Source organism: Actinacidiphila bryophytorum (assembly GCF_016916835.1).
In the GTDB taxonomy this organism is placed as follows: domain Bacteria; phylum Actinomycetota; class Actinomycetes; order Streptomycetales; family Streptomycetaceae; genus Actinacidiphila; species Actinacidiphila bryophytorum.
The window spans coordinates 134,228-155,537 of record NZ_JAFFIX010000009.1 but is presented as its reverse complement, the minus strand read 5'-3'; the positions used below and the strand labels follow the sequence as shown (position 1 = coordinate 155,537).

Genomic DNA, 21,310 nt, shown 5'->3' with positions numbered 1-21,310 from the left:
ACATGGGCCGTCGACTGGTACCTCTCACGCTCGACAATCTTCCCGACCTCCCCCGGCCTTGCCGCCGTTGTGTCTTCTGGGAGCTGGACCCGGTGAGCGGCGAGGCCGCCGCCCAGGCGGGCAGACCCGAGCTGGAGAAGGAGGCCTGGATCTCCGCGGTGCTGCTGGAGTGGGGCTCCTGCGGCCGGGTGGTCTATGTGGACGAGGTCCCGGCGGGCTTTGTGCTCTACGCCCCGGCCGCCTATGTGCCGCGGTCGCTGGCCTTCCCGACCAGTCCGGTGTCGTCGGACGCCGTCCAGCTGATGACGGCCCGGGTGCTGCCGGGCTACCAGGGCCAGGGCATCGGCCGGGTCCTGGTGCAGACCGTGGCGAAGGATCTCGTGCGGCGGAACGTCAAGGCGATCGAGGCGTTCGGCGACGCGAAGTGGGAGGCGCCGTCCTGCGTGCTGCCGGCCGACCATCTGCTGGCGGTCGGCTTCAAGACGGTCCGGCCGCACCCGCGGTTCCCCCGGCTGCGGCTGGAGCTGCGCTCCACGATCTCCTGGAAGGAGGACGTCGAGATGGCCATCGACCGGCTGCTGGGCGCCGTCCAGAAGGAGCCGGTGCTGCGTCCGCTGTGACGTCGCCCCTGCCCTGCTCCCCGGCAGACGAAAGGGCCGGCTCCCCCTCGGGGGAGCCGGCCCTTTCGATGTTCCACGTGGAACAGTGGGACGGTCAGCCGATGAAGTCCGACAGGTCGCGGACGAGCGCGGCCTTCGGCTTGGCGCCCACGATGGTCTTCACGACCTCGCCGCCCTTGTAGACGTTGAGGGTCGGGATGGACATCACGCCGTACTTCGCGGCGGTGACGGGGTTCTCGTCGATGTTGAGCTTGACGATGGTGATGTCGTCCGGGTGCTCCGCCGCGATGGCCTCCAGCGAGGGGGCGATCTGACGGCAGGGGCCGCACCACTCGGCCCAGAAGTCGACCAGGACGGGCTTGTCGCTGGCGAGGACCTCCTCGGCGAAGGTGGCATCCGTTACGTGCTTGGGCGTGCCGGCCACGGCAGTCTCCTCAGGTTCGATAGAGCGGGTGGGGATGGGGATCAGGCGGCCTTCCCGGCGTCGCCGAGCGACGCCAGGTAGCGCTCGGCGTCCAGAGCGGCGGAACAGCCGGTGCCGGCCGCGGTGATCGCCTGGCGGTAGGTGTGGTCCACGACGTCTCCGGCAGCGAAGACACCGGGGATGCTGGTGCGGGTGCTCGGGGCCTGGACGGTGAGGTAGCCCTCAGCGTCGAGGTCGAGAACGCCCTTGAAGAGCTCGGTCCTCGGGTCGTGGCCGATGGCGATGAACAGCCCCGTGACGGGCAGCTCAGAGGTCTCGCCGGTCTTGGTGTTGCGCAGCGTCAGCCCGGACAGCTTGCCGTCGCCGTGGATCTCGGCGACCTCGCTGTCCCAGACGAAGGAGATCTTCGGGTCGGCGAAAGCGCGGTCCTGCATCGCCTTGGACGCCCGGAGGCTGTCCCGGCGGTGCACGATCTTCACGGACTTGGCGAAGCGGGAGAGGAAGGTCGCCTCCTCCATCGCGGTGTCCCCGCCGCCGATCACAGCGATGTCGTGCTCGCGGAAGAAGAAGCCGTCACAGGTGGCGCACCAGGAGACGCCACGGCCGGACAGCTGGTCCTCGTTGGGCAGGTTGAGCTTGCGGTGCTGGGAGCCCGTGGCGACGATGACGGCCTTCGCACGGTGGACGGTGCCCGCGGAGTCGGTGACGGTCTTGATGTCACCGCTCAGGTCGACCGCGACGACGTCGTCCGGGATCAGCTCGGCGCCGAAGCGCTCCGCCTGGGCGCGCATGTTGTCCATCAGGTCCGGGCCGATGATGCCGTCCCGGAACCCGGGGAAGTTCTCCACCTCGGTGGTGTTCATCAGCGCACCGCCGGCGGTGACCGAGCCCTCGAAGACCAGCGGGTTGAGGGATGCGCGTGCCGTGTACAGCGCCGCGGTGTAGCCCGCAGGCCCCGAGCCGATGATGATCACGTTACGGACGTCGCTCACGGGTGTCTTCCTCGTCTCTGCGGACTGCTGTGGGGTCCGGCCCTGGCTGGACTCTCGTCGTGCGTAACGGATCCTACGGGGCTGGCATTCCCCCGGTGACGCACCGCCCCACGCCCACCCCGGTGAGGTCCCGGCGCCCCAGGTCAGCTCCGGGGATAGCTGTCCTGGAAGAGCACTCTGCCGGGGGTGTCGGCGGTACATGCGGCGCTCACCACGAAGGCGTCGACCCGGGCGGGGTCGGCGGGGTCGGGCAGCACCACAAGGTAGGAGTCGAGGCCCTGATACGGCTCCCGGCCGGCGGCCAGCGGCCGCTGGGTCCGCTGGGTGGCCTGGAGCACGCAGCCGGGCACGGTGATGACGGTGCCGCCGGGTCCGGTGACCCTGGTGTCGCCATGAGGGCTCAGCATCGGCGAGGTGACCCCGCCGTTGCCGGTCTTCCCGCTCGCCCCTTCCAGGAGCTGCGCCACCTCGTCGCCCACCGAGGGGGAGCTGTCGCCTCCCTGGGCGCTGGCCTTGCGCTCGGCGCTGCTGTCGGAGTTCATCCGGTGGGATCCGCTGTGGGACGCCAACTCGTACACCGTACCGGTCAGTGCGAGGGCGGTGGCCGCGGAGGCGGCGACGAACAGCAGGGCGCGGCGCCGCCCGCGACCGCGGCCGGGACCGGTGGGCGCGGAGGGACGGCCGGCGGGCGCGGAAGGCGGGCCTGCGGGCGCCGATGTTCCACGTGAAACATCGGCCGCTGCCCCTCCGCGGGGCGCCGGGAGCGATGTTTCACGTGGAACATGCGGCGAAGCGGCGGCGCCTGCGGTCTCTGCGGCCAGTGCCGCGTCGATCCGAGCGGCCACGTCCGCGGGCATCGGCTCGGGATCCGGCAGCTCGCCGAGCAGGCCGCGGATCTCCTGGAGCGACGCGAGCACCTCACCGCACTCCCCGCAGGACTCCACATGGGCCCGGATCTCGGCGGCCCGCTCGGACGGCAGGATGCCCTCGGCGAGGTCGGCGATCTCCATGACGTCGGGATGCGGGCCGTGTCCCGTGGTCGATGTCATCGGTGGTCACCTCCGCCCTGTTCCGTTCCTGCCGGTGGGACGGATGTCCCCTCCGCCCGGTTCCTTCCGCCGCCGGGACCGGCCCGGCCGACGCCGCCGGCCCGCAGATGGGTGAGCAGCGGCAGCAGCCGGGCGCGGCCCCTCGCGCATCTGCTCTTGACCGTGCCTTCCGGTACGTCCAGCACCGCCGCCGCCTCCGCGACCGGGTAGCCCTGCATGTCGACCAGCACCAGCGCCGCCCGCTGCTCCGCGGGCAGTGTGGCCAGCGCGGCGATCAGCTCGCGGTGCAGCTCGTCGCGCTCGGCGGGTGCGGCGGCGGACTCGTGCGGTTCGAGGAGGGATTCGAAGCTCTCCTCCTCCGCGACCGGAGCGGTGCGCCGGGAGGCGGCCCGCCGTGCCCGGTCCAGGCAGGCGTTCACCGTGATGCGGTGCAGCCAGGTCGTGACGGCCGACTGGCCGCGGAAGGTATGGGCGGCCCTGAAGGCTGACACCAGCGCGTCCTGGACGGCGTCAGCGGCTTCCTCGCGGTCGCCCAGCGTTCGCAGGGCGACCGCCCAGAGCCGGTCGCGGTGCCTGCGGACGATTTCGCCGAAGGCGTCGGACTCGCCCGCCACGTGGCGGGCGAGCAGATCGGCGTCGTCGGCTTCGCCGAGCGGTATTCGCTCCAAGGCCAGGCTCCCCCGTCCGCTTCCGCCGGGCTGGTCAGCCCGTCACGCTGATCTCCGAGATCCTGCCACGGAATCGGCCGTCCGAGTCCTCAGGGAGCTTGGTCAGCCACACCAGCAGATAGCGGCTGGTCGTCCTGCTGCCCGGCTTGAGCGTCACCTGGCCGTCGCCTGAGCCGCCGGACACCTTCTGGAAGCCGTCGAGCCGGGTCGGCCGGTCCGTGGTGCCCGCGGGTGCCGCCCACAGCTCCAGGTCGGTGTCACCGACGACGTTGACCGCGACGCTGCTCACCTGGTGGTCGCTGCCGAGGTCCAGGATCACGCCGACGCCGTCCTTGAGGCCGCCGAGGTCGGGCCTGGCGTACCAGCTGGTCTCCCAGGTGGTGTTCGGGTCGTGGTCGTCCAGGTTCTTGATCTGGGACGGCGTCTCGCTGCCGTTGCCCTCCGGCGGCGGGTCGAAGTCCTTGACGCCGGCGATCGTCAGCGGTGCGGCCGGCGGTGGTGCGGGATTGTGCTCGGCCGTCGGCGAGGTGCTCGGCCGGTTCGGGGTGTGGTTCTCCCGGGACTTCATGGCGTCGGCGAGCTGCCAGCTGCCGAGCCCGATCGCCACGATCAGCAGCGCCGAGACGGCCCACTTCAGCGCGCTGCCGGTGCGTCCCGGCAGTGCGGGCGGCGGGGCGGCGGGAGCGGCGGCAGGTCCCGCGACGGTGTAGCGCGTCGACCCGGTCGGCGGCTGCGGGGGCTGCTGGAAGGCGGGCGGCTGGTACACGGGAGCCGGGTGCTCCGGGGGCCGGATCCGCGGGATGCCCGCGATGGCCTTGGCCAGCTCCTCCGGGGTGGTGCAGGGCGGTTCCTCGCGGGAGGCCGTGGCCCCGTCGTTGACCAGGGCACGCATCGCCACGTCCGACATGCCGCGGTGGACGCCGGCGCGCAGCTGGTCGGGCGCGACCAGGCCGACGCCCTTGGGCAGTCCCGCCAGGCCGTGCGCGTCCTCCTCGTAAGGCCAGCGCTGGGTGAGGGCGCAGTAGAGCAGTGCGCCGATCGCCTCGGTGTCCTGCCGCTGCGGCCGGTCCGAGCTGAGCCCGCGCAATGCGGCGGCGACGGCGAGACCGCGGATGCGGTACTGCCCCGAGCTGGTCCGCAGCACCGCACCCGGGTCGAGCCGCAGATGGGCCAGTCCCTCGCGGTGGGCGGCGGCCATGCCCTGGGAGACCTGGCTGGCCATCTGGTAGGCCTCGTGCGGCTCCAGGGGGCCTGAGGACAGCAGGTCGGCGAGCGAGACGGCGTCCGGGAGCCATTCGTGGATCACATAGACCAGCTCGTCCTCCTCGACCGCGTCGAGGACCTGGACGAACCGGGGGTCGCCGAGGAGCGCCGCAGAGCGAGCGGCGGCCAGCACCTGGCGTGAGCGGGGGTGGCCGGCGGGCAGCAGGTGGATGCCGACGGCCCGGCGCAGCTTCTCGTCCACGGCACGCCAGCTGCTGAAGCCGTCGACCCGGGTGACGCACTCGGCGAGTTGGTAGCGCCGGGCGAGCCGGTGGCCGCTGTGCAGTTCGGGTGCGGTGGCCTTGGGCTTGGCCCGGGGAGCGGGCCTGGGTGCGGCCTCCGGCTCGGGCTTGGGATCGGCGGCGGCCTCCGGGTCCGGCTGCGGATCGGCCGTGGGGTCCGCTTCCGGCCCGGGACCGGTCGGCGCGGCCTGCGCTTCCGGCTCCGGCTCGGTGGCGGGCAGGGGGGCCGTAGGTGTCTCGGCCGGGTCGTCCTGGGTCTTCTCGGTGCCGTCCGCTGCGTCCTTGGGTGGGGTGCCGTCGCCGGCGGTGCCGCTGTCCTGGTCGTCCGTCGTCGTACCGTCGGGTGTGGCGTCCTGTTGGGCTGCGGGCGGTGCCTCGCCGCCCTCGTCAGCCACTCCGACGGCCGCCGTGCTCCGATCCGCCACCGTCGTTCCTGCCTCCCCATCCATTGCGCGATCCCACGTCGAGCCGATGACAATTGTGCCCGCAGTCCGGCTCTATGCACGACACACGGCAGGCCGTGATGGTTGCGCGGGCGGGGCAACACCCGTGATCGGGCGCCGGATCAGCGGCCGAGCCTGCCCCTGACCATCCCGATCATGCCGTTCAGCTCCTGGATCCGCATCCGCTTGGCGATCACCAGGAAGATGCCGCCCAGCAGGAAGCCGCCGACGACCAGCGAGGCCAGCGAGCCGGCAGGACCGCCGCCCAGCTTCCCGCTGATGACGTAGGCCGCGATACCGGCGATCGCGGCAGCGGGGATGCAGGCGCCGATCAGCCGGGCGTAGGTGCGCACCACCCGGCGGCCGTCCAGGTCGCCGCCCAGCCGGGCGCCCAGCCGCTTGACGGCCACCCCGACGCCGACCGCGTAGGCCAGGCCGTAGGAGAAGGCCATGCCGACCACGGCCCAGCGGGCGGGCAGCGCCACGAAGCAGAGGGCGGAGGCCGCCGCGTTGACGGTGGCGACGATCACGGTGTTGTAGAACGGGGTGCGGGTGTCCTCGAAGGCGTAGAAGCCGCGCAGGACGACGTACTGCACCGAGTAGGGGATCAGGCCGCCGCCGAAGGCCATCAGGATGAAGCCGATGTTGCGGGCGGAGCCCTCGTTGGTGCCCGCGTAGAGCAGCCCGCACATCGGCACGCCCAGGGCGAGGAAGGCGAAGGCGGCGGGCACGATCGCGACCGCGGAGGTGCGCAGGCCGTAGGAGATGTCGTCGCGGACGGCGGCGATGTCCCCGTCGGCGGCGGACCGGGAGATCCGCGGCAGCACCGCGGCCATCACCGAGACGGTGATGATCGCCTGCGGCATCTGCCAGAGCAGCAGCGCGTAGTTGTAGCCGGTGATGCCCGTGCCCTGGTAGCCGCTCTTGTCGGCGTTGGCGCCCGCCCAGGTGGCGAGCTGGGTGACCACGATCAGGCCGGCCTGGTTGGCCAGGACGAACAGGAAGGTCCACTTGGCCAGCTTGGCGGCCTTGCCCAGGCCGTGGCCGCGCCAGTCGAAGCGCGGCCGGAACTTGAAGCCGGCGTCCCGCAGGTAGGGCAGCATCGCCAGCGACTGCACGACCAGGCCGAGCAGGGTGCCGATGCCGAGCAGCCTGACGCCCTCGGGGGTGATCGTGGTGGCGTCCATCCGGGTCGAGCCGTAGGAGCCGTAGACCCAGATGAACATCCCGAAGGTGAAGATCACCACGATGTTGTTCAGCACCGGCGTCCACATCATGGCGCCGAAGCGGCCGCGCGCGTTGAGCACCTGGCCCATGACCACGTGGACGCCCATGAAGAAGATGGTGGGCATGCAGTAGCGGGCGAAGGCGATGGCGACGTTGTAGGTGTCGGGGTTGTCGGCGATCTTGGCCGACATCAGCTTCACCAGCAGCGGCGCCGCGAGCACGGTCACGGTCACGATGCCGCCGAGCGCCACCATCACCACGGTCAGCAGCCGGTTGGCGTACGCGCTGCCGCCGTCGTCGTCGTCCTTCATCGCCCGGACCAGCTGCGGCACGAACACCGAGTTGAGGCCGCCGCCGATGGTGAGGATGTAGATCATCGTCGGCAGCACGTTCGCGACCTGGTAGGAGTCGCCGAGGGTGGCGACGCCGATCGCCGCGGCGATCACCAGGGTGCGGACGAAGCCGGTGACGCGGGACACCAGGGTGCCGGCCGCCATCAGTGCGCTGGACTTCAGGATGCCGCCGGACTTGGCGGCCGCCGCGGCACCTGCCGCGGCCGGTACTGCGGCGGTGGTGCCGGTGGCGGCGCCCGCCCCCCTTGGCGGCCCCGCGACGGGCGTACCGGGCCGCTGGGCGCCCTGCGGCGGCTGCCCCGGCTGCTGGTAGCCCTGGGCCGGGTACGGCTCCTGGTAGGGCTGCTGCTGCGGTTGCTGGTACGGCTCCTGGTAGGGCTGCTGGTACGGATAGCCGTAGCGCGGGTCCGCATAGCGCGGGTCCACGTACGTCGAGTCGGCGTACTGCGGGTCCGCGTACGGCTCGCCCTGGTAGAAGTCCTGGCCGTAGCCGGGGTCCTGGTATATCGGGATCGAGAAGCCGGTCGTCTCGTTCGCCGACGGCATGTGCGGATATGCCGCCGGGTAGCCGCTCTGCGCCGGGTAGCCGCCGTGCTGCTGGGGCTGCTGGTAGGGCTGCTGCGGTTGCTGGTACTGCTGCTGGTAGCCGCCCTGCTGCGGATGACCTTGCTGCGGGTAGCCCTGCTGCTGATAGGGCTGCTGGTAGCCCTGCCGCGGGTCGTAGCCGCCCGGCTGCTGCGGCTGCTGGTAGGGCTGCTGGTAGCCGCCCTGCGGCTGCTGGTCGCGGAAGAGGTGGTCGAAGGCGTCGTACTCCTGGCCCTGCTGTTCCTGGTAGCCGGGCTGCGGCGACTGCTGCTGTTGCTGCTGCCACTGGGCCTGTGCCGGATCCTGCTGCTGGTAAGGATCGTAGGCATAGGTGTTCTGCAGATAGGGGTCGGGAGCCGGACGCTGCTCGGGCGAGGGAGGCATCTGGCCCGCAGAGTCGCGATCACCGTCATACGGCGCGTTCATCAGTGCCCCACCTTATTGTTTGCCGGCTACCCGTCCACTTTCTCACCTGTCGGGGACTGCTCCTGGCTTTCCTGCCCGGTGTCAGCGGCAGGGTCACCCGGCTGCCCGGAGTCCGTACCGTCCGTCTCGTCGTCCCCCTCGTCCCCGCCGTCGCCCCCGCTGCCCCGCCGCTTGCGCTGCCGGTAGATCCGCACGCCCGCCAGCACCAGCAGCAGCAGGCCGGCCCCGATGATGAGCATCACCAGGTCGGTGACCTTGTTGATGTGGACGTCGAAGACCTGGGCGCCGCCGTACGGCCCCTTGTTCTCGGTGTAGAGCTGGGCGGTCACCTGGACCGTGCCGTTGGCGCTGGCGGTGGTCTGGAACTTCAGGGTACGGGTGTGGCCGCCCTCGATCGCGATCGGCTGGTCGGCGTCCTTGATCTCCAGCCGGATGTTCGCGCCCGACTCCAGGTGCAGCACCAGGCCCTTCACCGGCTGGCCCAGCTCGTTCTTCACGGTGACCGGAATCGTGCCGCTGCGCCCGGACAGGGTCAGCGCGCTCTTCTGGATGATGTACACCGAGTCGATCAGGTCGGTCAGATAGAGCCCGATCGCGTCCCGGTAGACCTTCTGGCCGCCGGGGTTGCCGCGCCAGCCGTTGGACATCGAGCGCAGCACCGCGTTCCTGAACGGAACGGTCACCCGGTTCTGCTGGGTGAGGATCACCACGAACTTGTTCAGGCCGTTCTGGGTCTGCTCGATCTGCTCGAAGGCGTCGGCGGGCAGCTCCTGCTTGCGCAGGCTGTTGGGATAGCTCTTGGCCGACGGCACCTTGCGGTTGGCGCGCGGGTCGGGGTGGGTCTTGGCGGCCTCGTCGAAGGTCACCGGGGTGATCCAGGGCGCCTTGGTGGCGTCCGTGGTGTCGTGGATGGCCTCTGCCATCGCCTGTGCCTGTGCGGCGGTGGGCATCCGCTGCGGGGCGACCACCACGGTGCGCTGCTTCTCCGGCGCCTCCATGGTGATCATGAGGGTCTGCGCGATGAAGCTCTGCACGGCGAGATTGGTCTGCTCCTGGTTGCCCAGGGTGCCGCTGAAGGCGGTGGACAGCGTCGCGTCGGCGACCACGGCGGTGGTGCCGCCGCCGATCGGCCGGGCCGCGTTCGGGGTGTAGTTGAGGCCGTCGCCCTCGCGGAAGGTGTCGCTGCGGGCGATGATCCGCTTGGCGCCGCCGGAGCGCGCCACAGAGACGACGGACGGGTCGATGGCGCCGTCGACCGGCCAGGCCACGTCGCCGGTCTGGGTGCCGCCGAAGATGGTCTGGGTGGTGGTCAGCCCGAGGGCGACACCGGTCTTGAGGTGGCTGAGGGCACCGGGGACGCTCTTGCCGTGGTGCGCGAGGGAGGCGATGTCGGTGTCGCCGAAGGGCAGCGCGATGATCTGCTCGCCGGCCACGGCGGTCTTGAGGTCGTTCAGCCACTGCTTGGCCACGGCGCCGCCGGTGCCCGGTGTGGTCTTGGAGACGTCGCCGCCCGGTCCCGCGACCCGGTAGCCCTTGGTCATGAACTCCACGGTGGCAAGCAGGTCGGGGTCGATGACCCAGGTCACCGGCAGATTCCTGGCCAGGTCGATCATCTGCCGCAGCCGGCCGCCGGGAGCCAGCTCCGTGGCCAGCTCGTCGTCCATGAAGATCGGGCTGACCTGGGAGTCGGTGTCGCCGCGCGGGGCGATGTGCGACCGGTCGGTGAGCGGCCACAGGTAGTTGATCCTGGTCGGCTTGGTGCTGCTGGTGACCGCGTCGCCGTACCAGGGCAGGAAGGTCCGCTTGATGCCGAGCACATGCGTGGTCGGGTCGGCCTTCGTCCTGCCGTCCAGCGTCACGCCCAGCTGGTAGACGCCGTCGTCGGTCAGGTCCAGCGCGGACACCGGGACGGTGAGGGTGTACGACACGTGCCCGCCGGCCGGGATGTCGGCGACCGCGGCGGTGTGGCCGGGGATCTCGTCGCCGTCGTCGGCGTTGGTGTAGCCGGTGCGCGAGGCGGCGCTCTTGATGGAGCTGCGGGTGCTCATCGCGCCGCCCCAGGGCATCCGCAGGCCCACGTGGGCCCCGGTGATGGCGGACTTGCCGTCGTTCTCCACCTGGCCGGAGATCGTGAGGGTGTCGCCCTTGGCGGGGATGCGCGGGGTGAGCGAATTCACCGAGACCGCGGCCGTACGCGAGCCGCTGCCGGCCGCGGCCTGGGAGGGTGCCGCCCCCGTCGCCTGCAGGAGTCCGGTGAGCAGCGTGGCCCCCGTCACCAGTGCGACGGCCCGTACAGCCCGGCGTCGGGCCGGGGACGGGGGTTTCCCGGGTGACTGTGCCGCCTCGCCCACGCGTTCGCCCGTCCTCGTCGTGTGTGTAGCTGATCGTCTGTCGCCGGTGGTCCATCGGATGTGCGTGCTCGCATGTTAACGATCGGCGCTGTGTCGGAGTGCTGCGGACTGCTCCTTGGTACAAGGCCGTGAAACGCGTGCGCGGGCGGTGGCCGCGGACCCGTACCCTTTTACGTTGTGCCGAATGCCAACGATGCCGCTCAGACCCCGCAGCCCTCGCCAGCCGGAGGGGCGGCCCATCACCGGGTCGAGCCCGTCGCCGAGGAGCTGGGCCACCGCTTCCGGTCTGCGGGGTTCGCCCTCGCCCTGGTCGGCGGGTCCGTCCGCGACACCCTGCTGGGCCGGCTCGGCAATGATCTGGACTTCACCACCGACGCGCACCCCGAGCAGGTCCTGAAGATCCTGCGGCCGTGGGCGGACTCGGTGTGGGAGGTCGGTATCGCCTTCGGCACCGTCGGCGGCATGAAGAAGGCCCAGGACACCGAGGGCCGGGTGCGCAGCTTCCAGATCGAGGTGACCACCTACCGCAGTGAGGCCTACGACCGGACCTCGCGCAAGCCGGAGGTGTCCTACGGCGACACCATCGAGGAGGACCTGGTCCGCCGGGACTTCACGGTGAACTCGATGGCGGTGGGCCTGCCGGGCAACGACTTCATCGACCCCTACGGCGGCCTGGACGACCTCGCGGCCCGGCTGCTGCGTACCCCCGGCTCCCCCGAGTCGTCCTTCTCCGACGACCCGCTGCGGATGCTGCGGGCGGCCCGCTTTGCCGCGCAGCTGGACTTCGAGGTCGCCCCCGAGGTGGTCCAGGCGATGACTGCGATGGCCGACCGGATCGACATCGTCTCGGCCGAGCGGGTGCGGGACGAGCTGAACAAGCTGGTCCTGTCCGACCACCCGCGCAAGGGGCTGCGGCTGCTGGTCGAGACCGGGCTCGCCGACCGGGTACTGCCCGAGCTGTCGGCGCTGCGGCTGGAGCGTGACGAGCACTTCCGGCACAAGGACGTCTACGAGCACACCCTGACGGTGCTGGAGCAGGCCATCGACCTGGAGACCGAGGGTCCCGACCTGGTGCTGCGGCTGGCCGCGCTGCTGCACGACATCGGCAAGCCCAGGACCCGGCGCTTCGAGGCGGACGGCCGGGTCTCCTTCCACCACCACGAGATCGTCGGCGCCAAGCAGACCAAGGCGCGGATGCTGCAGCTGAAGTACCCGGGCGAGCTGGTCAAGGACGTCTCCCGGCTGGTCGAGCTGCATCTGCGCTTCCACGGCTACGGCAGCGGCGAGTGGACCGACTCGGCGGTGCGCCGCTACGTGCGGGACGCCGGCCCGCTGCTGGAGCGGCTGCACAAGCTGACCCGGTCGGACTGCACGACCCGCAACAAGCGCAAGGCGGCGGCGCTGTCGCGGACCTACGACGGCCTGGAGCGGCGGATCGCCGAGCTGCAGGAGCAGGAGGAGCTGGACGCGATCCGGCCCGACCTGGACGGCAACCAGATCATGACGGTGCTGGGGATCGGGCCGGGGCCGGTGGTGGGCAAGGCCTACCAGCACCTGCTGGAGCTGCGGCTGGAGAACGGCCCGCTGGGCGAGGAGGCCGCGACCGAGGCCCTGACGCAGTGGTGGGCGGCGCAGTCCGCCGGGTGATGTTTCACGTGGAACATCACCCGGGGCGCGCCTGCCGACGTCACCCGGTCGGGGTGCCGGCGTGCGATGTTCCACGTGAAACATCGCGCTCCCGCAGTATCCCGACCGCGGTGGCCGCGTAGATCAGGGCCAGCGCCACGACCAGCCCGGCCGAGCGCCCGTCGGCAGGCAGGACCAGTGCCGCGACGGCCGCGGCGCCGACGAAGGCCACGTTGAAGACGACGTCGTAGAGCGAGAAGACCCGCCCCCGGTAGGCGTCGTCCACGTGGGACTGCACGACCGTGTCGGTGGCGATCTTGGCGCCCTGGGTGGTGATCCCCAGTGCGAAGGCGGCGAACATCATCGGGCCGACGCTGAAGGTCAGGGCCAGCGGCGGCAGCAGCACCGCCGAGGCGGCCGAGCACACCGTGATCCAGCCGGCGGTGCCGACCCGGGCGGTGGCCCAGGGCGTGACGAGCGCCGCCACGAAGAAGCCGCCCGCCGACAGGCCCACCGCGAGACCCAGCAGCCCGAGCCCGGCATCGGCGTCGGCCGGGTCGGACCACGCATAGCGGCACAGCATCAGCAGCGTCACCGTCAGGGCGCCGAAGCAGAAGCGCATCGCCGTCATCGCGGTCATCGCCCGGGCGGCGGCGGGCCGGCGGCGCAGGTGCCGCAGTCCGGCGTGCAGCCCCTGGGCGGTGCCGGCCAGTGCGGCGGCGAAGCGCGGGCGTACCCGGGCGGGGTCGGGGCCGAGCAGGTCGCGGCCCAGCGTCAGCGCGGCCAGTCCCGCGCACAGATAGAGCAGGGCGCCGAGCAGCACGGTGGCGGCGTTGGCCGCGTCCCCCTCGGCGGCGAAGAGGTGCACCACGAAGGCGGCTCCGCCGCCCACGGTCGCGGCCAGGGTGCCCGCGGTCGGCGAGAGGGCGTTGGCGGTCACCAGCCGGTCCTGGTCGACCACCCGCGGCAGCGCGGCGGACAGCCCGGCCAGCACGAAGCGGTTGACGGCGGTCACCGACAGGGCGGACAGATAGAACAGCCAGTCCGGCACCCGCAGCAGGATCAGTGCCGCGGTGCCGCAGGACAGCACGGCACGCAGCAGGTTGCAGTAGAGCAGCACCTGGCGGCGCCGCCAGCGGTCGAGCAGCACCCCGGTGAAGGGGCCGACCAGTGAATAGGGCAGCAGCAGCACGGCCATGGCGGACGCCACCGCTTCCGGCGAGGCCTGCTTCTCGGGTGAGAAGACGACATAGGCGGCCAGCGCGACCTGGAAGACGCCGTCGGACAGTTGGGAGAGCAGGCGTACGCCCAGCAGCCGCCGGAAGTCCGGCAGCCGCAACAGGACGCGAAGATCGCGCGGAAGGCCCATGCGCACAGCCTCACACGACGCGGAAGGCCCCGGGCATGCGACCCGGGGCCTTCCGCGTTATTCCGTCCACCGGCGCCTTCGCGCCTCAGTACCGCTCAGCCGGTCGGCGCTTCAGCGCTCGACCTCGCCGCGGATGAACTTCTCCACGTTCTCGCGGGCCTCGTCGTCGAAGTACTGCACCGGCGGGGACTTCATGAAGTACGAGGACGCCGACAGGATCGGGCCGCCGATGCCGCGGTCCTTGGCGATCTTCGCGGCACGCACCGCGTCGATGATGACGCCGGCGGAGTTCGGGGAGTCCCAGACCTCCAGCTTGTACTCCAGGTTCAGCGGGACGTCACCGAAGGCGCGGCCCTCGAGGCGGACGTAGGCCCACTTGCGGTCGTCGAGCCACTGGACGTAGTCGGACGGGCCGATGTGGACGTTCTTCGAGCCCAGGTCGCGGTCCGGGATCTGCGAGGTGACGGCCTGCGTCTTGGAGATCTTCTTGGACTCCAGGCGCTCGCGCTCCAGCATGTTCTTGAAGTCCATGTTGCCGCCGACGTTCAGCTGCATGGTGCGCTCGAGGACGACACCGCGGTCCTCGAAGAGCTTGGCCATCACGCGGTGCGTGATGGTGGCGCCCACCTGGGACTTGATGTCGTCACCGACGATCGGCACACCGGCCTCGGTGAACTTGTCCGCCCACTCCTTGGTGCCGGCGATGAAGACCGGGAGGGCGTTGACGAAGGCGACCTTGGCGTCGATTGCGCACTGGGCGTAGAACTTCGCCGCGTCCTCGGAGCCGACGGGCAGGTAGCAGACCAGCACGTCGACCTTGCGGTCCTTGAGCACCTGGACGACGTCGACCGGGGCCTCGTCGGACTCCTCGATGGTCTCCCGGTAGTACTTGCCGAGGCCGTCGAGGGTGTGGCCGCGCTGCACGGTCACGCCGGTCTGCGGGACGTCGCAGATCTTGATGGTGTTGTTCTCGCTGGCGCCGATGGCGTCCGCGATGTCGAGGCCGACCTTCTTCGCGTCGACATCGAAGGCTGCCACGAACTCGACGTCACGCACGTGGTAGTCGCCGAACTGCACGTGCATGAGACCAGGCACCTTGCTGTCCGGGTCGGCGTCCTTGTAGTACTCGACACCCTGCACCAGCGACGTGGCGCAGTTGCCCACGCCCACGATGGCTACGCGAACCGAACCCATACCCGTTGCTCCCTGTGTAATCGTCACGCGGTTCCCCGGGCTTCGGGTCGGCCGCCGTTCTCTTGGTTGGTGTTGTCGTTGTCGTCCGGCCCGTCGGCCGGGCGCTCCGCCCGTCCGGCCCGCTCGGTCTCGATCAGCTCGTTGAGCCATCGGACCTCACGCTCGACCGACTCCATGCCGTGCCGTTGCAGCTCCAGCGTGTAGTCGTCGAGGCGCTCGCGGGTGCGGGCCAGTGAGGCGCGCATCTTCTCCAGGCGCTCTTCCAGGCGGCTGCGCCGCCCCTCGAGCACCCGCATCCTGACGTCCTTGGACGTCTGGCCGAAGAAGGCGAAGCGGGCGGCGAAGTGCTCGTCCTCCCAGGCGTCGGGACCCGAGTGCGCCAGCAGCTCCTCAAAGTGCTCCTTGCCCGCGGCAGTCAGCCGGTAGACGATCTTCGCCCGGCGGCCGGCCAGGGGCGCGGCCGGCGGACCGAGGTCCACCGCCGGTTCCTCGACCAGCCACCCGAGGCCGACCAGCGTCTTCAGGCAGGGATACAGACTCCCGTAGCTGAAGGCGCGGAAGACCCCGAGCGAGGTGTTGAGCCGCTTGCGCAGCTCGTACCCGTGCATAGGTGACTCGCGCAGCAGACCGAGAACCGCGAATTCGAGGATTCCGGAGCGCTTGCTCAATCCCTCGTCCCCTCGTCCCCTCGTTCACGCTTCTTTCGATCCGATGTATCGAGTCGATACATCGCGACGATAGAACGGCCTGAGACATCATGCAAGACGACTGGTGGTGACCGGCGTCACATCCTCAAACCTGTGAGCCGTCAACCGTCCGTTATGTGATGAACGTTCGCATCATGTGTCTTTTGGCCGTGCGTACTCTGTTCGCCATGCAGAGCACCGGGAACCCCGCGCCGTCGGCGCGCGTCTTGATCCTGGGTGCGGTGCGGCCTGACACAGCCGCATGCAGGGGGACCGACCGGATTGTCACCGATGCCTTCAGGCGATCCCGCCTGTCGAGGAGTAGCTGTTCATGAGCGAGCACCGTCGCAAGCCGCCGCCGCAGTCGCCTGCCGGCGGCCGTGCTGCCGCCCGGCGCGGGGGACAGCAGCCGACGCCCCCGCCGTCCGGCGGCCGCCGGGCCGCAGGCGGCCCCCCTGCCGGCGCACGTAGCGGACGCGATACACCGACCGGCTCCCCCAGCGGGGGCCACGGCGGCTCGTCCTCCGCGGCCGGCAGTTCCGGCGGCGGCGAGCCGTACCAGGGCAGAGCGGCGGCCCGCCGCGCGGCCCAGGGGCGGGGCGGCGGCGGCAGGCGCAGAGGCGGCGGTGGTCCCGGCGGTCCCGGTGGCGACGGCCCCGCGGGCCGTAGCGGCCGCGGTCCCGGGCGGCGACCGGCCAAGAAGCGCTTCATCGACTACCCGCGCTACGGCAAGGAGGGCTGGCGCCACTGGATGCCCTCCTGGCGGCAGGTCACCGCGATCTTCGTGGGCTTCGTGGGCACGCTCGTCGGCATCGTCGGCATCGCCTACGCGATGGTCGACATCCCGGACGAGAACAAGGCGGCCATAGCCCAGAACAACGTCTACTACTGGGCCGACGGCACCCGCATGGTCACCGGCGGCGGCAGTGTCAACCGGCAGAACATCCCGTACGAGAAGATCCCCAAGGCCATGCGCTACGCGGTGATCTCCGCGGAGAACAAGACCTTCGAGACCGACTCGGGCGTCGACCCGATGGGTATCGCCCGGGCGCTGTTCAACATGGCCAAGGGCGGCGAGACGCAGGGCGGCTCGACGATCACCCAGCAGTACGTCAAGAACACCATGCTCGACCAGTCGCAGACGATCAGCCGCAAGTTCAAGGAGCTGTTCATCTCCATAAAGGTCGGTGCCAAGGTCAGCAAGAACGACATCATCACCGGCTACCTCAACACCTCATACTTCGGCCGCAGCGCCTACGGCATCCAGGCGGCCGCGCAGACGTACTACGGCGTCGACGCGGAGAAGCTGAACCCCAGCCAGTGCGCCTTCCTCGCCGCTCTGCTCAAGGGGCCGACGTACTACGACCCCAACGGCAACAAGAGCATCGACTCGTCCGCGACACCCGAGGCCAACACCGCGCGGGCCACGTCCCGCTGGGCCTCGATCCTGGACAACGAGGTCAGGTTCGGCCACATGTCGGCCGCCGAGCGGGCGACGTACAAGAAGTTCCCCATGCCCCAGGGCCTCAAGGCGCAGGCCGGGATGAGCGGCCAGATCGGCTACCTGGTCGACACCGCGAACCTCTACGTCGAGCAGCACTCCAATCCCAAGATCACCAAGGAGGACCTGGAGCGCGGCGGCTACCAGATCTACACGACCTTCGAGAAGGACAAGGTCAACTATCTGAAGACCTCGGTGGAGAAGGTCCGGGCGCAGCGCATCCAGCCGGGCAAGGGTCACATGTACACCGGTGACCAGAAGAAGGAGTTCGGCGGCGACGCCGACACCAACGTCCAGTTCGGTGCCGCCTCCGTCGTCCCCGGCGACGGCAAGATCGTCGCGATCTACGGTGGCGCGGGCATGGACAAGGGCGAGTTCAACAACAACGCCGACACCCAGGGTGTCCCGGTCGGCTCTACCTTCAAGCCGTTCGTGCTCGCCGCGGCCATGACCTACGGCACCAACTACAGCGACGGCAAACCGCTGACACCGGACAGCAAGTACAACGCCAACGACCTGATCCCGATCAAGGACCACAACGGCAACTGGGTCGAGACCAAGGACCACAGCATCTTCAAGCAGAAGAACGAGTCCGGCACCAAGTGGGGCTACGTCACGCTGAACAAGGCGATGGAGCAGTCCATCAACTCCCCCTTCGTCCAGCTCGGCGAGGACGTCGGCCTGCAGAACGTCAAGAAGATGGCCACCAATGCCGGGCTGCTTCCCGACTACGCCCACATGGGCGACCTGGTCGCCTCGTACTCCATCGGCACCGCGACACCCAGCGCGATCCGGATGGCGAACGCCTACGGCACCTTCGCCGACTCCGGCGAGGCGGTGGAGCCCTACTCGGTGACCAAGGTCGTCCACGACGGCGACGACGACTCGCACTTCCAGAAGCCCAAGCGCACCAAGGCCCGGGCGATGGACCCCGACGTGGCGAACACCGTCACCAAGGTGCTGGAGAACGTGGTCAAGAAGGGTACGGGTACCAAGGCGCTGGAGCTGGGCCGCACCGCGGCGGGCAAGACCGGCACCACCGACACCCCGGGCGGTACGCGGTCGGCGTGGTTCGTCGGCTACACCCAGCAGCTGTCGACCTCGGTCGTGATGTTCCGGCAGGACAGCAAGGCGTCCAAGCTGCTGCCGATGGCCGGTACCGGCGGTCCCTCGTCGACCACCCACGGTGGTGACATCCCGGCGACCATGTGGACCGACTACATGAAGCTGGCCCTGGGCAACCTGCCCGACCCCGGCTTCCCGACCCCGGGCAAGATCGGCGACGGCAAGCCGATCAACGAGGCCGGCGCACCCACGCCGACGCCGTCGATGACCGCGCCGCCGCCGACCACGGGGGCACCGACGCCCACCGACACGCCCACCTTCACCCCGCCGACGAACACCCCGACGACCGAGCCGCCCACGGCTCCGACCGACACACCCACACCACCGCAGTGCGGGTGGCTCAACCCGAACTGCAACAACACGACCCCGCCGACGACTCCGACGTCGACCCCGACCACCGGCCCACCGGGCCGTACCAACGGCGGAGGCAACGGAGGACCGGGCAGCGGCGGCTGAGCCGCACAGGACCCCGTGGCGGTCGGGACACATACGACCGCCACGGGGTCTGCTGCACCCACAGTCCCGTACGGCAGGATGTCGGCATGACGAGCGTGCGCGATCGCGAAGAGGACGGCAGGCAGGAGCTCCCGGAGCTTCCGGCGCGGCCGGTGCGCCCCACCGACGAGGACCCCATGGCCGCCACGGCCAGCGAACTCATCGGCGGCCCGGCCGGCAAACACGCCGAGGCCGGCGGACACCGCTGGTGGAACGCCCTGCGGGTGATGGTTCTCGTCGTCATCGGGATGTTCGCGCTCGGCATGGTGCAGAAGGTGCCCTGCTACAACGGCGCCTGGTTCCAGGGCGGCGACCCGCAGTACATCCACGCCTGCTACTCCGACATCCCGCACCTCTACCACGACCGCGGTTTCGCCTCGGACGTGGTGCCGTACTTCGACAGCATCCCCGGATCGCTGTCCGGCAGCGGCTTCCACCACCTGGAGTACCCGGTCCTCACCGGGCTCTTCATGGAGGTCGCCTCCTGGCTGACCCCGCACGGCGGCAGCATGCAGCACCGGTCGCAGATCTACTGGGTCGTGAACTCGGGCATGCTGCTGCTCTGCGCGATCGCCCTGGTGGTGCTCGTCTCGCGCACCAACCGGCGGCGGCCCTGGGACGGGCTGTTCATCGCCCTGTCCCCCGCGCTCGCGCTGTCCGCGACGGTCAACTGGGACCTCTTCGCCGTCGCGCTGGCCGCCGCGGGCCTGCTGATGTGGTCCCGCAGCCGGCCGGCGGCCGCCGGTGCGCTGATCGGCCTGGCCGCTGCCGCCAAGCTCTACCCCGTTCTGCTGCTGCTGGCGCTGGGCCTGCTGTGCCTGCGGGCGGGCAGGATGCGGGCCTTCGGTACGACGCTGGCCGCGGCGGTCGGCGCCTGGCTGGTGGTCAACCTGCCGGTGATCCTGCTGGCCAGGTCCGGCTGGGAGGAGTTCTACACCTACAGCCGCACCCGGGGCGTCGACTACGGCTCGGTGTGGCTGATCATCATGCAGCGCACCGGCAACCCGCTCACCGGTGTCAGCGCGTACGCCGCCGCCCTGCTGATCCTGCTGTGCGCGGGCATCGCCGCCCTGACCTTCTACGCGCCCCGCCGGCCGCGGCTGGGCCAGATCGCCTTCCTGGTGGTCGCCGCGCTCATCGTCAGCAACAAGGTCTACTCGCCGCAGTACGTCCTGTGGCTGCTGCCGCTTGCCGTGCTGGCCCGGCCCCGCTGGCGCGACCTGCTGGTCTGGCAGGGCGCCGAGGTGCTCTACTTCATCGCGATCTGGATGCAGCTGGCCTACGTCAACGGCGGCACCAAGCACCACGGCCTGTCCGCCGACGGCTACCACCTGGCGATCGCGCTGCACCTGGCCGGTGTGCTCTACCTGTGCGCGGTGGTGGTCAGGGACGTGCTGCGCCCCGAGCACGACGTGCTGCGGCAGGGCGGCGAGGACGACCCGGCGGGCGGTGTGCTGGACGGGGCGGAGGACGCCTTCGTCCTCGGCTTCCTGGCCGAGGAGGAGCCGGGGCAGCCCTATCCGGCGGAGCAGCCCTACCCGGCCGGGCAGCCGTACCCGGCCGGACCTGCGGCCGACGCGGCTCCCGCGGAGCCCGAGCCGCCCTACGAGGCCTGACGGTCCACGATCCGGTCGAACTGGGTGGTGGTGTGCCGCAGGTGCGCCACCAGCTCGTCACCGACCGCCGGCGGCGCCACGTCGCCGGGCAGGAAGAGGATCGAGACCTGCATGTGCGGCGGCTCGGCGAACCACCGCTGCTTGCCCGCCCACACGAACGGCGACAGGTTGCGGTTGACGGTCGCCAGGCCCGCCCTGGCAACGCCCTTGGCGCGCGGCATCAGGCCGTGCAGCGCCTTGGGGGCCTCCAGGCCCACGCCGTGCGAGGTGCCGCCGGCCACCACCACCAGGTGGCCGTTGTCGGCGGCCTTCTCCTGCCGGTAGCCGTACCGCTCGCCCTTCGCGATCCGCGTCACGTCCAGGACGGCGCCGCGGTACTCGGTCGCGTCGTGGTCGCCGAGCCACATCCGGGTGCCGATCCTGGCCCGGAACCTGGTCTGCGGGAACTGCTGCTGGAGCGCCGCCTGCTCGGTGGCCTTCAGATGGCTGACGAACATCGTGTGCAGCGGCAGCCTGGCCGCGCGCAGCCGCTCCATCCAGGCGAAGACCTCCTCCACCGCGTCGCTGCCGTCGGTGCGGTCCAGCGGCAGGTGGATCGCGAAGCCCTCCAGGCGTACGTCGTCGATCGCGGTGTGCAGCTTGCCCAGGTCCTCCTCGGCCACGCCGTGCCGCCGCATCGAGCTCATCACCTCGATGACGACCCGGGCGCCGACCAGCCCGCGCACCCCCTCCACCGAGGACACCGAGCGGATCGCCCGGTCCGGCAGCGGCACCGGCTCCTCACCGAGCCGGTAGGGGGTCAGCACGAGGATGTCGCCGCCGAAGAAGTCCTTGATCCTGGCGGCTTCGTACGTGGTGCCCACGGCGAGCATGTCGGAGCGCAGCCGGGTGGCCTCGTCGGCCAGCCGCTCATGGCCGAAGCCGTAGCCGTTCCCCTTGCAGACCGGTACGAGTCCGGGGAACTGGTCGGCCACCTGCTGCTGGTGGGCACGCCAGCGTGCGGTGTCGACATACAGGGTGAGCGCCATGGCCTGGGGGACCTTCCTGGTGAGCGT

Annotated in this window: 15 protein-coding genes; 4 read left to right on the top strand and 11 right to left on the bottom strand. The window is 70.6% G+C overall.

What is annotated here, in order from left to right; all coding sequences use genetic code 11:
• The first annotated feature begins 2 nt into the window (after positions 1-2).
• Positions 3-620, top strand: a complete 618-nt coding sequence (locus tag JT723_RS15860; RefSeq protein ID WP_205045270.1) for a GNAT family N-acetyltransferase — start codon at positions 3-5, stop codon at positions 618-620.
• 94 nt (positions 621-714) lie between these two features.
• On the opposite strand, the gene trxA is transcribed toward JT723_RS15860, so the two are convergent.
• The 7 genes from trxA to JT723_RS15825 form a co-directional block, all read right to left on the bottom strand.
• A complete protein-coding gene (trxA, locus tag JT723_RS15855) occupies positions 715-1,044 on the bottom strand; it encodes a thioredoxin (protein ID WP_205045269.1) in 330 nt (109 codons plus the stop codon).
• Between the two features lie 41 nt (positions 1,045-1,085).
• Positions 1,086-2,036 (bottom strand): thioredoxin-disulfide reductase, encoded by a 951-nt coding sequence (gene trxB / locus JT723_RS15850; protein ID WP_205045268.1) that lies wholly within the window; start codon positions 2,034-2,036, stop codon positions 1,086-1,088.
• Positions 2,037-2,179: 143 nt separating this feature from the next.
• On the bottom strand, positions 2,180-3,085 hold the full coding sequence (locus JT723_RS15845) for an anti-sigma factor family protein (protein ID WP_205045267.1): 906 nt from the start codon (positions 3,083-3,085) through the stop codon (positions 2,180-2,182).
• The gene (sigM, locus tag JT723_RS15840; protein WP_205045266.1) at positions 3,082-3,753 is read right to left on the bottom strand and encodes an RNA polymerase sigma factor SigM; all 672 of its coding nucleotides are present in this window, start codon (positions 3,751-3,753) and stop codon (positions 3,082-3,084) included. The genes JT723_RS15845 and sigM overlap by 4 nt, the downstream gene beginning before the upstream one ends.
• 34 nt (positions 3,754-3,787) lie before the next feature.
• Positions 3,788-5,683 carry a hypothetical protein gene (locus JT723_RS15835; RefSeq protein WP_205045265.1) on the bottom strand — a complete coding sequence of 632 codons (1,896 nt, stop codon included), beginning with the start codon at positions 5,681-5,683 and terminating at the stop codon, positions 3,788-3,790.
• 140 nt (positions 5,684-5,823) lie between these two features.
• On the bottom strand, positions 5,824-8,292 hold the full coding sequence (gene murJ / locus JT723_RS15830; RefSeq protein ID WP_205045264.1) for a murein biosynthesis integral membrane protein MurJ: 2,469 nt from the start codon (positions 8,290-8,292) through the stop codon (positions 5,824-5,826).
• Positions 8,293-8,318: 26 nt separating this feature from the next.
• Positions 8,319-10,643, bottom strand: a complete 2,325-nt coding sequence (locus JT723_RS15825) for a DUF6049 family protein (RefSeq protein ID WP_205045263.1) — start codon at positions 10,641-10,643, stop codon at positions 8,319-8,321.
• Between the two features lie 177 nt (positions 10,644-10,820).
• On the opposite strand from JT723_RS15825, the gene JT723_RS15820 reads away from it, so the two are divergent.
• Positions 10,821-12,290, top strand: a complete 1,470-nt coding sequence (locus JT723_RS15820; protein ID WP_205045262.1) for a CCA tRNA nucleotidyltransferase — start codon at positions 10,821-10,823, stop codon at positions 12,288-12,290.
• Positions 12,291-12,330: 40 nt separating this feature from the next.
• Here the strand turns inward: JT723_RS15820 and JT723_RS15815 are convergent, their stop codons facing one another.
• The 3 genes from JT723_RS15815 to JT723_RS15805 form a co-directional block, all read right to left on the bottom strand.
• Entirely contained in the window at positions 12,331-13,638 is a 1,308-nt protein-coding gene (locus JT723_RS15815; protein ID WP_205045261.1) for an MFS transporter, read from the bottom strand.
• A 111-nt stretch (positions 13,639-13,749) separates the two neighbouring features.
• The gene (locus tag JT723_RS15810; protein WP_205045260.1) at positions 13,750-14,832 is read right to left on the bottom strand and encodes an inositol-3-phosphate synthase; all 1,083 of its coding nucleotides are present in this window, start codon (positions 14,830-14,832) and stop codon (positions 13,750-13,752) included.
• A 23-nt stretch (positions 14,833-14,855) separates the two neighbouring features.
• On the bottom strand, positions 14,856-15,500 hold the full coding sequence (locus JT723_RS15805; RefSeq protein ID WP_205045259.1) for a PadR family transcriptional regulator: 645 nt from the start codon (positions 15,498-15,500) through the stop codon (positions 14,856-14,858).
• A 349-nt stretch (positions 15,501-15,849) separates the two neighbouring features.
• On the opposite strand from JT723_RS15805, the gene JT723_RS15800 reads away from it, so the two are divergent.
• Entirely contained in the window at positions 15,850-18,600 is a 2,751-nt protein-coding gene (locus tag JT723_RS15800; protein ID WP_205045258.1) for a transglycosylase domain-containing protein, read from the top strand.
• Between the two features lie 86 nt (positions 18,601-18,686).
• The gene (locus tag JT723_RS15795; RefSeq protein WP_372441317.1) at positions 18,687-20,255 is read left to right on the top strand and encodes a glycosyltransferase family 87 protein; all 1,569 of its coding nucleotides are present in this window, start codon (positions 18,687-18,689) and stop codon (positions 20,253-20,255) included.
• Here the strand turns inward: JT723_RS15795 and JT723_RS15790 are convergent.
• Positions 20,243-21,283 carry an alanine racemase gene (locus tag JT723_RS15790; protein WP_205045257.1) on the bottom strand — a complete coding sequence of 347 codons (1,041 nt, stop codon included), beginning with the start codon at positions 21,281-21,283 and terminating at the stop codon, positions 20,243-20,245. The genes JT723_RS15795 and JT723_RS15790 overlap by 13 nt on opposite strands.
• Positions 21,284-21,310 lie beyond the last annotated feature (27 nt).